Annotated in this window: 9 protein-coding genes and 3 pseudogenes; 8 read left to right on the top strand and 4 right to left on the bottom strand. The window is 68.3% G+C overall.

Annotated elements, in window-relative coordinates; all coding sequences use genetic code 11:
- A pseudogene (locus tag AB0B94_RS05495) lies at window positions 1-277 on the bottom strand (hypothetical protein); the annotation flags it as partial.
- 75 nt (window positions 278-352) lie between these two features.
- A pseudogene (locus AB0B94_RS05490) lies at window positions 353-982 on the bottom strand (hypothetical protein); the annotation flags it as partial.
- Window positions 983-1,517: 535 nt separating this feature from the next.
- On the opposite strand from AB0B94_RS05490, the gene AB0B94_RS05485 reads away from it, so the two are divergent.
- Window positions 1,518-4,622 (top strand): BTAD domain-containing putative transcriptional regulator, encoded by a 3,105-nt coding sequence (locus AB0B94_RS05485; protein ID WP_357268600.1) that lies wholly within the window; start codon window positions 1,518-1,520, stop codon window positions 4,620-4,622.
- Between the two features lie 55 nt (window positions 4,623-4,677).
- On the opposite strand, the gene AB0B94_RS05480 is transcribed toward AB0B94_RS05485, so the two are convergent.
- Window positions 4,678-4,980, bottom strand: coding sequence for a helix-turn-helix transcriptional regulator (locus tag AB0B94_RS05480; protein WP_357268598.1), 303 nt, complete (start codon window positions 4,978-4,980; stop codon window positions 4,678-4,680).
- A 65-nt stretch (window positions 4,981-5,045) separates the two neighbouring features.
- Here AB0B94_RS05480 and map point away from each other — a divergent pair, with 65 nt between their 5' ends.
- The 4 genes and pseudogenes from map to AB0B94_RS05460 all read left to right on the top strand — a co-directional run bounded on the left by map (window position 5,046) and on the right by AB0B94_RS05460 (window position 9,466).
- Window positions 5,046-5,819, top strand: coding sequence for a type I methionyl aminopeptidase (map, locus tag AB0B94_RS05475; protein ID WP_357268596.1), 774 nt, complete (start codon window positions 5,046-5,048; stop codon window positions 5,817-5,819).
- 186 nt (window positions 5,820-6,005) lie between these two features.
- A pseudogene (locus AB0B94_RS05470) lies at window positions 6,006-6,680 on the top strand (CDP-alcohol phosphatidyltransferase family protein); the annotation flags it as partial.
- A gap of 293 nt (window positions 6,681-6,973) precedes the next feature.
- Window positions 6,974-8,629, top strand: a complete 1,656-nt coding sequence (locus AB0B94_RS05465; RefSeq protein WP_357268594.1) for a sulfatase-like hydrolase/transferase — start codon at window positions 6,974-6,976, stop codon at window positions 8,627-8,629.
- 36 nt (window positions 8,630-8,665) lie between these two features.
- A complete protein-coding gene (locus AB0B94_RS05460) occupies window positions 8,666-9,466 on the top strand; it encodes an FkbM family methyltransferase (RefSeq protein ID WP_357268592.1) in 801 nt (266 codons plus the stop codon).
- A gap of 12 nt (window positions 9,467-9,478) precedes the next feature.
- Here AB0B94_RS05460 and AB0B94_RS05455 read toward each other — a convergent pair whose 3' ends face one another.
- A complete protein-coding gene (locus AB0B94_RS05455) occupies window positions 9,479-9,922 on the bottom strand; it encodes an NUDIX domain-containing protein (protein ID WP_357268590.1) in 444 nt (147 codons plus the stop codon).
- 24 nt (window positions 9,923-9,946) lie between these two features.
- On the opposite strand from AB0B94_RS05455, the gene AB0B94_RS05450 reads away from it, so the two are divergent.
- From AB0B94_RS05450 to AB0B94_RS05440, 3 genes are all read left to right on the top strand, one after another.
- Window positions 9,947-10,366: an ASCH domain-containing protein gene (locus AB0B94_RS05450; RefSeq protein WP_357268588.1), complete on the top strand. Its 420-nt coding sequence runs from the start codon at window positions 9,947-9,949 to the stop codon at window positions 10,364-10,366.
- A gap of 70 nt (window positions 10,367-10,436) precedes the next feature.
- On the top strand, window positions 10,437-11,201 hold the full coding sequence (locus AB0B94_RS05445) for an ABC transporter ATP-binding protein (protein ID WP_357268586.1): 765 nt from the start codon (window positions 10,437-10,439) through the stop codon (window positions 11,199-11,201).
- Entirely contained in the window at window positions 11,198-13,039 is a 1,842-nt protein-coding gene (locus tag AB0B94_RS05440) for a hypothetical protein (protein WP_357268584.1), read from the top strand. The genes AB0B94_RS05445 and AB0B94_RS05440 overlap by 4 nt, the downstream gene beginning before the upstream one ends.
- Window positions 13,040-13,066: the final 27 nt, after the last annotated feature.

Here is a 13,066-nt window from a genome sequence, read left to right as displayed (position 1 = left end):
TCCCCGGGCTGGACCTCCACCAGGCTTGTGGTGCGGTGAACGCACTACCCGTGGAAGGAAGCACCCACAACGTCGTCGTGGAACCGCCGTAGTCATACATGATGGCCACGTCAGCAACGCTGTCGTTCGTGAAGTTCCCGGCCACAAGCTTGCTACTCGACCATGACCAGTTCCCCGCAGTCGACTCCCACCAAGATTCCGGCGGAGCGTAACCAGAACCAGTCGAGCGCAATACCCACAGCTTGCTACTCGAACCGCCGTAGTCGTACAGAACCACCAGATCAGTCAGACCATCACCAGTCACATCAGCCCGCACCCGCGCCGAACCATCCTCACCACCGGGTTGGGTGAGCCATTCCTCGACCGTCTCGCCTCGAAGAACACTGAGCAGGGCTTTCTTGTTGTCGATCTTGTCGACTTTGTTGCGGTCTTCGCTCAGATGGATATGCCACAGGTGTGTCTTGTCTTTGGCGCCGGGCTCATCCGGGTGGTCGTACCGGAAGCTGTAGCCCTCCTCGGTGTTGTCGTTGTCGATCTGACCGAAGAATTCCCTCCACCCATCCAGGCGAGGGTCGTTTGAATCCTCTCCGGACGCCAGGAGCCGATTTGAGTACCGGATGATATTTCTGTAGTCCGGATTTGACCCCTGGGCCTCAGGAAAGGTCCAGTCGTACCCTGCGGCCTTGTCGGATGGGCCGGTCCTGTCTTCCAGGTCCGTCACCGAGTAGTTACTCGAGCTGTTGCCCGCCCGAGTGTTGTGGTAGCCGGGCTTGTTGACGTAAATCCCCCCGTTCCGCGAGCCGGGCTGCAGGGTCAGAAGTTCCTCCATGAGCCATGAAGACTCGTCAGTGACCATTGCTGCGAACGGGTCGGCGTCAACGGATGGATCCACCGGGATGGCTGCGGCGGGACCGGCGAACAACAGTCCAGAAGCGGCAATAGTCGCTACCGCGATCGCTGACCCGGTTAACAGCCGAGCCATTTCGGATGGGCGTCTCAACAGATACACGGAACTCCTCTTCAGTGCCTAGACTCACCCGAGCAGAGCTGCGGATCAGCTCGGCGAACAGCCTTCAGGACGGGCATCTTTTCTAGTCCGAGCGAGCCAGGTCAAGCCCCGCGAGCGCGACCTAATGATTCGCCACCCCCCACCTCTTCTCATCGACGTCGCGAACTGGCACCTTTGGCTCGAACGGGTTACCGCAGCAGATGCGAGGAAGATTACGTGGACGTTCAACACAAGGTCGATAATGAATCGCTATTCCTTCGACATGTTCTCGATATGGCGAATCGAGAATTGTCGGCAAGCCCCGTGTCGAATGAACACCGCAATGGCCCGCTCGGCGTTAAGTGCTGGCTAAGTAGATTGCAGGAATGGCCTCGGCAGGCTGGACTCCCGGACGGTAGGTCCGGCATGGTTCGTCAGAAAGGTGTCTCTGGCGCAACCCCAGCGATCTAGGTCGATAGGCTGAGTTGCTAGCGGCTGGATCTGTTGTTCGCGCTGTCGGGGGGTTCGAATGATCGAGGTTTCGCTTCTGGGTCCGCTGGAGTTCATCGTCGATGGCGCGCCGTTGATCCTCGGTCCGCCGAAGCAGCAGGTGGTGTTGGCGATGCTGGCGTTGAGGCCGGGCCGGCTGGTAGAAGTGGACGAATTGGTCGATGAGCTATGGCCAGAGAAGCCGCCAACGTCTGCGGTGGCGAATGCCCGTGGTTACGCGGCGAACCTCCGGCGGACGCTCGACCAGATGCCGGAAGGACGAGGTCTCTTGTCCCCGCGTCGGAGCGGGTACGAGTTGCGGTTGCCGTCGGACGCCGTAGACCTGGTCAGGTTCGTGTCAGAGTGCCAGCGGGTGGGCGCGGCGCTTGCCGGTGGGGACTTCTCCGAGGCTGACGAGTTGATAAGCCGCGCCGAGGAGCGGTGGCGGGGACGGGTGCTGGCCGGCCTACCGTTGGGACCAACGCTCTCGGCGCGGGCGGAGGCCGTAGGGGAGATGCGGCTCGCCCTGGTCGAGCAGCGGGCCGAGTTGTCTGTCGCCACCGGCGAGTCAGCGGCAGCCCTGGCATTGTTGCGCGATCATCTGCTGACGCATCCCTTGCGGGAGCATGGCCATGCGTTGTTGATGCGCGCGCTGTGCCACGACGGCAATGTATCCGGCGCGTTGGCCGCCTACACCAAAGCCCGCTCAGCGCTTGTCGAACAGCTCGGTATCGAACCCGGCGCCGAACTGCGTCAGCTTCACCAGGCGATACTGAACCGCGATCCCGCCCTGGAACGCCCTCGTGCGGTCATTGCGCCGCGAGTGTCCGAGCGGCCGGGATTCGCACCCGGGACTCCAGCCCCAATCGGCGACGGGAGCGACGCGATAGCCAGCCAGGCCAACTGGCTGCCCTGGCAGTCCGTTCCTTTCACCGGTCGATCCGAGACCCTTCGCGGACTGCTGGCAACCTTGAAAGAGGCTGGCCCCACTACTGCGGTAGTGCAGGTGATCAACGGAATGGCCGGTGTCGGCAAGACGACGTTGGCGTTAGAGGTAGCAACTCAACTCGCCGATGACTATCCCGACGCGCAGCTCTTTGTCGACTTGCAAGGACACGGCGCGGGCATGCAAATGGATCCAGCGGCAGCGCTGGTCATCCTGCTGCGGCAACTCGGCGTCCCGGCCAGCCACATCCCGGTCGAACCCGACCACCGCATCTCGCTGTGGCGCGCGGAACTCGCCACCCGACGGAGCGTCCTCGTGCTCGACAACGTCGGCAGCAGCGAACAACTGACCCCGCTGCTCCCCGCATCACCGGGCACCCTCGTCCTGGTGACCAGCCGTCGCCGACTGCTCGTCAGCGGCCATGCCCCACCGACATCGTTGACGGTCCTCACTCCGAACGAGGCAATCGACCTGCTGGCCAAGGTCGCCGGCCGGGATCGGATACACACCGATTCAGGGTCCGCAGCGATGGTGGCGCGCCACTGCGGTTACCTTCCGCTGGCGATTCGGCTCGCGGGGGCACGCCTCGCCCACCGACCCGGCTGGCGAGTAGCAGACCTTGCTCGTCGGCTTCACCTGGCCACCCCACTGATGAGCGAACTCACCGCCGAAGACCACAGCGTCGCCAGCGCCTTCAGCCTTTCGTACGAGCCTCTCCGGGAGCCAGTGCGCAGGATGTTCCGGATGCTTAGCCTGCACCCCGGAAAACTCTTCGGTCTGGACGCTGCCGCCGCCCTGACGGACCTCCCGCTGGCGGACGCGGAGAGCGCGGTGGCGGAGCTGGTCAACCACCATCTACTGGAGGAACCCGAAGTTGGTCGCTTCCAGTTCCACGATCTGGTCCGCGATTACGCCCGAGGGCTCGCACTCTCCATCGACGAGCCAGCCGACCGTACGACGGCGATTGGCCGTTTGCTCAACTACTGCATGTACGCGTGCCTCGCCGCCACTCAGGCGATGGGAAATACGACGCTGTTGGCGCAGAGCCTCGGTCTCAAACAGCCGCTCCGTCCAGACTTGCTGTCCGCGCTTCCCCCGACTGTGCACTGGCTGGAGCAGGAACGGGATAACCTCTGCGCTCTCGTGCGCCTCGCCGCCGAGGGCAGCCATCCGCATCAAGCATGGCGCCTGACGCGGTTGACCTGGCGCTTCTATTTCGTCCGTGGGTACCCGGACCACCTCTCTGAAGCCCAAGAATATGGACTTGCGGCAGCGCGTCAACTGAACGACCAGGCAGCTATCGGAATGATCTGCAACTATCGCGCGTTCACCCACCTCCGCAACGGCGACTGCCAACAGGCACTGCGAGATCTGGAAGCTGCGGTCGAAGCGAGGGAGAGCATCGGCGACCGCTTGGGAGCATCGGTCAGCAGAGGAAACATTGCAATAGTCTATTGGCACATGGGTAGGCTGACGGATTCGGTCGAAGTGTCGAGACGTGATTTGCGGGATCGTCGGTCATTAGGGCAGGACCAGCCGTTCGTCATGTCCAACCTTGGCCTACCACTGATGTTTCTTGGCCGACACGAGGAAGCCCTCCGCACTCACCGACAACACCTCTTTCAGGCGCGTCTGACCGGGAGCCCATTCAACATCGCGCTCGCCCTCACCAACATCGGCGCTGTCAGGTCACGCCTCGGCCAACACAGCATCGCGGCCCGCTACCTGAGAGCGTCACTGGAACTCATGGACCGGCTGGGCATGAGATACGGGACAGCGTCCTCGTTCAACGAGATGGGAGGGGTGCTTCGAGAGCTACAACAACTGGACGAGGCACAGAAACAGCATGAGCTGGCACTGACCGCCGCAAAAAATCACGGCGAGAAACACAACGAAGCGGCCGCTCTCAACGGCATCGGCCTCACCCTCGCCGCCCAAGGACGTCCCGCGGAAGCCGTGGAAGCTCACCGCGACGCCCTCACCCTGGCAAGCCGAATCAGTCATCCATACGAACAGGGACGGGCACTGGCTGGGATTGCGAATCAGATTGAATCCGACGATCCAGTTGAAGCGCGCAGATACTGGAAGCGGGCATTGGCCATCTTCCGCAAGATGGAGGTACCCGAACGCCTCGAGGTGGAGCAGCACCTCAAGATCTCCGCTACCACGCCGCCTCGCGACGACGCCCAACCGCAGTGATGGGGGCGGCCAGCAAAACCAACGTGCTGCGCCGACCCCGCCATTGCTCGGCTGTCTAGGAGGCCAACCGTTCGCGCGCGGGGCGCGCCGGTCGAGGCAGTTCGGCACCACCGTCCGACTTGTTGATCTCCGACCAGACGGCGTCGAGGGAGAGCCCGAGGACGTCGGCGATCGCCGCGATGGTCGGGAAGGCGGGGGTGGCTATCCGGCCGGACTCGATCTTTCGAAGGGTCTCTGGTGAGACGCCCGCGTCCAGCGCGGTGAGGAGCATCGAACGCTCTCCACGGGCTCGACGCAGGAGCGCGCCGAGGCGCTGTCCGCGTTCGAGCTCTTCGGGAGTGAGCGGCAACCTGACCATGTCCCGATTCTAGTACCGGGATAATATGGCCGGGATACTTATTGGTCGCTCGAGGAAGGCGCTGCATGATCGAGATCCTGAGCCCCACCGACGTGCTGCGAGCGAAGGACACCGGCGCGCTGGTCGCCGGCATCCTGCAGACGTTGAAGAGCCGCTGCGTGGTCGGCACCAACCTCCTGGACATCGACCGGTGGGCGCAGGCCATGATCACCGAAGCTGGGGCGCAGTCCTGCTACGTCGACTACGAGCCGTCCTTCGGGCGGGGGCCGTTCGGCCACTACATCTGCACGTCGGTCAATGACGCCGTGCTGCACGGGTTGCCGTACGACTACCCGCTCGCCGACGGCGATCTGCTCTCGCTCGACCTCGCCGTCTCGCACCGTGGGGTCGTCGCGGACTCGGCCATCAGCTTCATAATCGGCGACGTCCGACCACCGGAGAGCGTCGCGCTGATCGACGCGACAGAGCGGGCGTTGCGGGCGGGGATCGCCGCCGCCGGCCCCGGCGTTCCCATCGGTGACATCTCCCACGCGATCGGCTCGGTCCTCAAGGCGGCGGGATACTCGGTCAACACCGAGTTCGGCGGCCACGGCGTCGGATCGACGATGCACCAGGACCCGCACGTCTCCAACACCGGGCGCCCCGGTCGCGGCTACCGGCTACGCCCGGGTCTGCTGCTGGCGCTGGAACCGTGGGTGATGGCGGACACCGCCACGCTCGTCACCGATGCCGACGGCTGGACCCTCCGCAGCGCGACGGGCTGCCGGACGGCGCACAGTGAGCACACCATCGCCATCACCGACGACGGTGCGGATGTGCTCACACTGCCGACGCCCTGACCCGTACGCCACCATCGACGCCCTCATCTGTGAGCCGACGACGGGCCACCCCACGATGGACGATTAACCGCCCGTCGAAGGGGCACGTCCTCCGTGGCGCCCTGCCGGGTCGCGTTCAGAATGAACCGATCGGTCATATTTTCCGTGATGACGGTCAGGGTCACCCACCAGAGTCACGGAGGCACGATGTCAACGGTTCGAACTGGTCCGGTCATCGGACTGCTCGTGCAGATCGTCCTGCTGGCGGTGCTGGGGGAGACGGTCGGTCTGGGCGCGGCGGGCTGGGTGGCGGGGCTGGCGTACGGGATGGTGCTGTGTGCCCTGCTCAGCAGGGGGATGTCCCGCTCGGGCGCGGGCGCGCTCAGCCCGGCGGACCGGGTGACCCTGAGCCGGGCGATCCTCGTCGGCGGCGTGACGGCCCTGGCCGCCGACTCGTTCGGCCGGTCGGCGCCGATCACAGTGATGGTCGTCCTCACCAGCGTGGCGTTGGCCCTCGACGCCGTGGACGGATACACGGCCCGCCGCACCGGGACCACCAGCGAACTCGGCGCGCGCTTCGACATGGAGATCGACTCCTTCCTGGTCCTGGTGCTCTGCCTGCACGTGGCACCCGCGGTGGGTGCCTGGGTGCTCGTGATCGGCGCGATGCGCTACCTCTACGGCGCCGCGACCTGGGTGTTGGAGTGGATGCGGGGATCCGCGCCGCCGCGGTACTGGAACAAGGTCGTCGCCGCGACCCAGGGCGTGGTGTTGACGGTGGCGATGGCCGACATCCTGCCCGCGCCGCTGACGACAGTGGTGCTCGTTGCGTCGGTGGCACTGCTTGTCGAGTCGTTCGGGCGTGACGTCGCCTGGCTCTGGACGACCCGGCACCTCCGCCACACCGTCATCCACCGCGCCCCGGACGCGACTGTCCAACCGGCCAGCTCGGCGAGCCACAGCACCCCGAGGGCCGCAGCCGGCCTGGCCGAGCTGACCCCGGGCCAGACCGATGGGCTGCAGTGGTCGGACCGTCCCACTGTCACAGTGGCCCGACGCGGGATCGCCCGCGTCTGAGCCGCCCGGACGCCGCGCCCAACAAAGATCATGAAAGGATGCCCGGGTTGTCGCTCTTGACGCGCGTACGGCAGCTGCCCAGCCAGGGACGGAGGGCGATGACTGTCGAAACCTCGGGCGGGGCCGCCGACGGCACCGATGTCGAGGAACGGCCGAGACGCTCCATCGCCGCCCGGCTGACGACAGTGCTGGCCGCGCTGCTCGTCCTGCTCGTCCTCACCGTGCCGTACGACTTCGGCCGGCTCAGCCCGGCGGCGTTCGCGCGGATCCCCCTGGAGGCGCTGCTGGTAGTGGCCCTCCTGCTCGCTCTGCCGGCTCGCGGCAGCCGACTGGTCGCGACGGCGGCCGGCGCGGCACTCGGCCTGCTCGGCCTGTTGAAGCTGCTCGACCTGGGCTTCACCGCCGCGCTGAGCCGGGCGTTCGACCCGGTGCTCGACTGGGCGCTCCTCGACGAGGGGTTCGCCTTCCTCAGCGAGTCGTACGGTCGACCGGCCGCCATCGGCGTCGCCGTCACGCTGGCGGTGGTGCTCGTGGGCCTGCCCACACTGGTCACCCTGTCGATGCGGCGACTGCGGCGGCTGGTGGTCCGGCACCGCACCGGGACCACCCGGATCGTGGCCGCGCTGGTCGTCGTCTGGGTGGCCTGCGCCGCGTTCAACGTGCGGGTGGTCGAGGGCGTGCCGGTCGCCGACACGTCCGCGACCACACTGGCCAACGGTCACGGCTTCCAGGTGCGCCTGCGCCTCGACGACCGCGAGACGTTCGGCGCGCTGATCGAGGCCGACAGGTACGGTGACACCCCCGGTGACCAGCTACTGACCGCGCTGCGCGGCAAGAACGTGGTCGTCGCCTTCGTGGAGAGCTACGGCCGGGACGCCGTCGAGGACCCGGAGTTCGCGCCGCAGGTCGGTGCGGTGCTCGACAGTGGCACCAGCGAGCTGAGCGCCGCGGGTTTCGCCGCGCAGAGCGGCTTCCTCACCTCGCCGACCTTCGGTGGCGGCAGTTGGCTCGCGCACGACACGCTGCTCTCCGGGCTTTGGATCGACAACGACCAGCGGCACCGCACCCTGCTGGCCAGTGACCGGATGACCCTCAACGGCGCCTTCCGACGGGCGAACTGGCAGACCGTCGGCGTGATGCCCGCCGTCACCAGGGCATGGCCGGAGGGTTCCTTCTTCGGCTACGACCGGTTCTACGACGCCAGGAAGCTCGCGTACCGTGGCCCGAAGTTCAGCTTCGGCACCCCGCCTGACCAGTACACCCTGGCCAGCTGGCAGCGCCTGGAGCAGGCGAAGCGCGACGGCAATGTGATGACCGAGCTGGCACTGGTGTCGAGTCACGCGCCCTGGACGCCCGTCCCGCCGCTGCTCGACTGGACCGCCGTCGGCGACGGCGCGGTCTACCGTGGGGCCGGCGCGGGCAGGTCGGACGACAAGCGTCGCAACACCGCCCAGATCCGGGCGGACTACCGAAAGTCCATCGAGTACACCCTCGGCGCGCTCATCTCCTACGTGCGGAACTACGGAGACGACGACCTCGTGTTCATCTTCCTCGGTGACCACCAGCCAGCCGCTGTCGTCACCGGCGAGAACGCCAGCCACGACGTCCCGATCTCGATCATCACCCGGGACCGGGCCGTGTTGGACCGGATCTCCGGGTGGGGCTGGCAGGACGGGCTGAAACCCGGGCCGCAGGCGCCGGTCTGGCGGATGGACGCCTTCCGGGACCGGTTCCTGACCGCTTTCGGACCGTAACCCGGCCACCTCTCTCACGGACTGGACCCCAGACAGATGACGGCTACCACCGACACCAGGATCGCCGCGCTCCGGACCGACCCGACCCTGTCGCTGCTGCACCGGTCGCTGGACGTCTACTACGGCGATCCCGAGCGGGACGCGAGGATGGACGCCTTCTACTCCCGCTTCGTCAGCGGCGGGGACCTCGTCTTCGACATCGGCTCCCACGTGGGTGACCACATTGCCAGCTTCCGTCGCCTCGGTGCCCGGGTCGTCGCGGTGGAACCGCAGCCGCTGTGTCTGCGCGCCCTGCGGGCGATCTACGCCGACGACGACAAGGTGACAGTTGTGGACGCCGCGTGTGGCGCGCTCTCTGGGCGCACCCTGTTGCACGTCAACTCCGCCAACCCCACCGTCTCGACCGCCTCACCGGACTTCGTCCGCGCCGCGAGGGGCGCGGGCGGGTGGGAGGGCGAGGTGTGGGACACCGACGTCGAGGTCGCGGTGGTCACCGTCGACGCCCTGATCGAGACGTACGGCGTGCCGACCTTCACCAAGATCGACGTTGAGGGTTTCGAGGACGAGGTGCTGGCCGGGCTGGGCCGCCCACTGCCCGCGTTGTCGTTCGAGTTCACCACCATCGCGCGTGCGGTCGCCGACAGGTGTCTCGATCGCCTGACCGCGCTGGGCTTCGACGGGTTCGACGTCGCGGTGGGCGACGACAAGTCGATGACGTTCCGACGTTGGATGTCAGCGACCGACCTGGCGGCGCACCTGCGCGACCTGCCGCACTCCGCGAACTCCGGCGACGTGTACTGCGTGGCTCGCGACAGGCGGACGATCACCACACCGTAGCCGTACCCGACGTCAGATCATGCGCAGGACGAGCGCGGCAGAGACCGCCAGCTCACGATCGAGCACCTCGTCCCGGGAGACGAACACCATCGCCTGCCCCTCACCGAGGACCACGTCCTCCTGACGGGCCGTGGTGGTGCCGCGGAACACGTGGACAGTCACGGTGTGCGGGAAATCCGCCTCGTACGGGCGCGGTCCGCTCCACAGCGGGTGCAGCTCACCCACTGTCAGACCAGTTTCCTCCAGTAGTTCGCGGCGGGCCGCCTCCTCCGGTGACTCGCCGGGCTCGACGTGACCACCCGGCAGGCTCCACTGGCCCGGCGAGACGGCCGCATCCTCGTCGCGGTGCTGCAGGAGCACCGCGCCCGACGGATCGACGAGCAGCACGAGGGCGACGCTGTAGGTGGCCATGACGAGACCGTGCCACGTCGCCGCGAGCGTGTCGATGACGGCCACGCCCGGGTCGCGTACGCTCCGCGGATGGACCTCGATGATCTTCCGCTTGCCGAGTTCGCGTTTCCGGGGCCACTGCGGGACAAGCTCGTGGGCGCGATCCTGTCCGGGGCGAAGACGTCGACGACCGGTCTGCTGGTCGGGTACGAGTGCGCGAACGAGCCGCTGCCCGAGGTGGGTCAACTGTCCGCCGTGGTGGACTCCGCCGGCCGCCGGGTCGCGGCCATCGAGCTGACCGACGTACGGGTGGTCCGCCTCGCCGACGTCGACCTGCCACACGCGGTGGCCGAGGGGGAGGGCGACGAGTCGCTGGCCCAGTGGCGTGCGGGGCACGAGGAGTTCTGGCGCAGCGCCGAGGTACGCGCCGAGCTGGGCGATCCCGGCTTCACAGTGGACGATGACACACTGGTGGTGACCGAGCGCTTCCGGTTGGTGCACGTCGCCTGAGGGTGTCCGGCCACTGTGGAGGCTCAAGCAGCGGGCCACGCCGCCGTGCACTGTCACCTATGCTCGGCGCGTGATCCCCCCGGCGCTCGAGATCCGTGGCCTGGTCAAGACCTTCGCGGCGCATCGCGCGGTGGACGGCATCGATCTGACAGTGCACCCCGGCACCTTTCACGGCATTGTCGGGCCCAACGGCGCCGGTAAGTCCACCACCATCGGAATGGCGGTCGGTCTGGTCACTCCGGACTCCGGCGAGATCCGGATCCTCGGCCACGACGCGCTGCGCGAGCGCGGCCTGACCCGTGCGCTGACCGGCGTGCTGCCCGACGGCCTCGACTTCCCCGAACGCCTCACCGGCGCCGAACTGCTGCGCTACAGCGCCGGCCTGCGCGGGCTGCCCCGGACCGCGGCCACCGATCGTGCCGCCGAACTGATCGAGGTGCTCGGCCTGGCCAAGGGCGCCGGCACCCCGTTGGCCGACTGCTCCACCGGCACCCGCAAGAAGCTCGGCCTCGCCCAGGCGCTGCTGCACGCGCCCCGGCTGCTCGTGCTCGACGAACCGTTCGAGGCGGTCGACCCGGTGTCCGCGGCCACCATCCGCCGGGTGCTGCGCCGGTTCGTGGCCGGCGGCGGCACCTGCGTGCTGTCCACCCACTCGATGCTGCTCGTCGAGCAGATGTGCGACGAGGTCACCGTGATCCATCAGGGCCGGGTGGTCGCCGCCGGGACGGTCACCGAGGTCGCCGCCGGCAGCAGCCTGGAGGACCGGTTCGTCGAGTTGGTCGGCGCGGAAGCCTCCGGCAGCGCCGGTCTGGACTGGCTGACCGGGGCACGATGAGCGCGGAACTGACCGCCCCCGGCCGGTTGGGCGGCACCCTCGGCGCGATGGCGGTACCGGCCCGGATGCGCGCGACGATGCTGCGTCGCTCGCTCAGGGAGCACCCCGGCCCCACGGTGGCCGGTCTGGTGGGTCTGCTCGCCGCCGCCTGGTTGATCCGGTACGCGCTGCACGGCGACCGACACACCCTCGGTCTGCTCGCCGGGGCGTGGGTTCTCGGCTGGATCGTGCTGCCGCTGCTGCTCGGCGGCGGTCGCGGTCGGGTCCGCCCGTCCCACCTGCGGTTGGAGCCGATCGGCGGGGTTCCGGCCGCGGTCGGTCTGCTCGCCGCGTCGGCGGTCGGTATCGGTCCGGCTGTCTCGCTGGTGGCGCTCGCCGCGCTGCCGGTGCACGCCACCCGGTACGGCACCGTCGCGGTCCTCGTCACCGCCGGCGGCGCGGTGCTGCTCTGGCTGCTCGGGCTGATCGGCTCGGCCATCGCGCTGGAGGTCGTCGGCCACGCCGGCGGCCCGGCCGCAGCGCTGCTCACCGGCGTCTTCACCGGTACGGCGATGGGTGTCGCCGGGTCGCTATGGGCGGTCTTCCCGTGGGTGTCGGTCCTGCTCGTGGCAGCGCCGGGAGAGGTGGTCCGGGCCATGGCGTACGTGCCGAGCGGCTGGCCGGTCGCCGCCGTGACCGGGCCAACCGGGCAAGGGGTACGCCTGATGGCGACCCTGGTGGGAATCGTGGCGCTCTGCGCCGCCGCGTACATCATGCTTGTCCGCAGGGTGATCGCCGCCGGCGCGGCGTTCCGGCCGCGCCGGACCGTGGCGGCGTCGACGACAGCGGTTGAGCGCGAGTGGTGGGCGTGGGTGCCGGCCGCGACGCGGGCGGTCGCGGGCCGTGAGTTGCGGGCCTGGGCGCGGCATCCGCTGCGGTTGCAGTATCTGGCGTTCGCTGTGGTGTACGGGGCGTCGCTCGCCGGGCTGCCGCTGCTGTCCGACGTGGACCTGCTGCTGCCGTGGGCCGGGCCGCTGGCCGTGCTCGGCGCGGCGGCGATGTCGGCGGGCCTGGTCGGGCTGGACGGCACCGCGCTGTGGCTGCCGCTCACCACACCGGGCGGCGAACGGGCCGAGGTCCGGGGACGAGCCCTGGCCTGGCTGGTGCTGGTCACCCCGATCGGCGTGCTGCTCACCGTCGCCGGCATCCTCCTCGCCCCCGACGTCGACGCGTTGGCCGCGCTCTGCACCCTGCCGGCTCTGCTCGGGGCGGGCGCGTCGGTGCCGGTGTGGGTGTCGTTGCTGCGCGTACGCCCGGTGGCCGACCCGCGGCATCCGACCGCGGCCGACAACCCGACCGACATCGTCAGCGTGCTGGTTGCCACAGCGGCTGGGCTGCTCGCCGCCGCGCCGGTGCTCGCCCTGGCGATCTGGGGCCCGTCGGCGGTGGCGCCGCTGTTGCCGCTGGTCGGGCTGCTCGGGGGCGCCGCCGCCTGGTCAGGTGGCGTGTGGTTGGCCGACGAGCGGCTCGCCCGGCGCGGCACGACTGTGCTCGCCGCGGCCGGTCAGCGGAGCCGCCCCCCGGAGACGGCGCTTCCGCTGACCTGGGACGCGCAGTGGTACCGGGAGAACAAGTCGACAGCGTGGGCGCTGGGATTGCTGACTGTCGGGTGGATTCCGGTGATCCCGCAGGGGTTGATGCCACTGGCGTTCGGAATCGACAGCGGGTGGATCGTGGCCGGTCACCTGAGCGGGAGCGCGCACACGGCGGTGGGGTTGGCAATGGTCGGTCTGGGCGTCGCGATGCTGCTCACCGGCCTGGTGCTGTGGGATCGTCGAGCGCAGCCGGGCGGCTCCTGATCCACAGCCTGCGTCATCCACCGCCCG

This window comes from Micromonospora sp. NPDC048986 (genome assembly GCF_040649335.1).
In the GTDB taxonomy this organism is placed as follows: domain Bacteria; phylum Actinomycetota; class Actinomycetes; order Mycobacteriales; family Micromonosporaceae; genus Micromonospora; species Micromonospora alfalfae.
The sequence above is the reverse complement of the archived record's forward strand: the minus strand, read 5'-3'. Positions and strand labels throughout refer to the sequence as shown.

Bases quoted from the DNA above. Each gene is read 5' to 3' on its own strand.
- AB0B94_RS05485 (WP_357268600.1), top strand. From the start codon at position 1,518: ATGATCGAGGTTTCGCTTCTGGGTCCGCTGGAGTTCATCGTCGATGGC.
- AB0B94_RS05480 (WP_357268598.1), bottom strand. From the start codon at position 4,980: ATGGTCAGGTTGCCGCTCACTCCCGAAGAGCTCGAACGCGGACAGCGC.
- map (WP_357268596.1), top strand. From the start codon at position 5,046: ATGATCGAGATCCTGAGCCCCACCGACGTGCTGCGAGCGAAGGACACC.
- AB0B94_RS05465 (WP_357268594.1), top strand. From the start codon at position 6,974: ATGACTGTCGAAACCTCGGGCGGGGCCGCCGACGGCACCGATGTCGAG.
- AB0B94_RS05460 (WP_357268592.1), top strand. From the start codon at position 8,666: ATGACGGCTACCACCGACACCAGGATCGCCGCGCTCCGGACCGACCCG.
- AB0B94_RS05450 (WP_357268588.1), top strand. From the start codon at position 9,947: ATGGACCTCGATGATCTTCCGCTTGCCGAGTTCGCGTTTCCGGGGCCA.
- AB0B94_RS05440 (WP_357268584.1), top strand. From the start codon at position 11,198: ATGAGCGCGGAACTGACCGCCCCCGGCCGGTTGGGCGGCACCCTCGGC.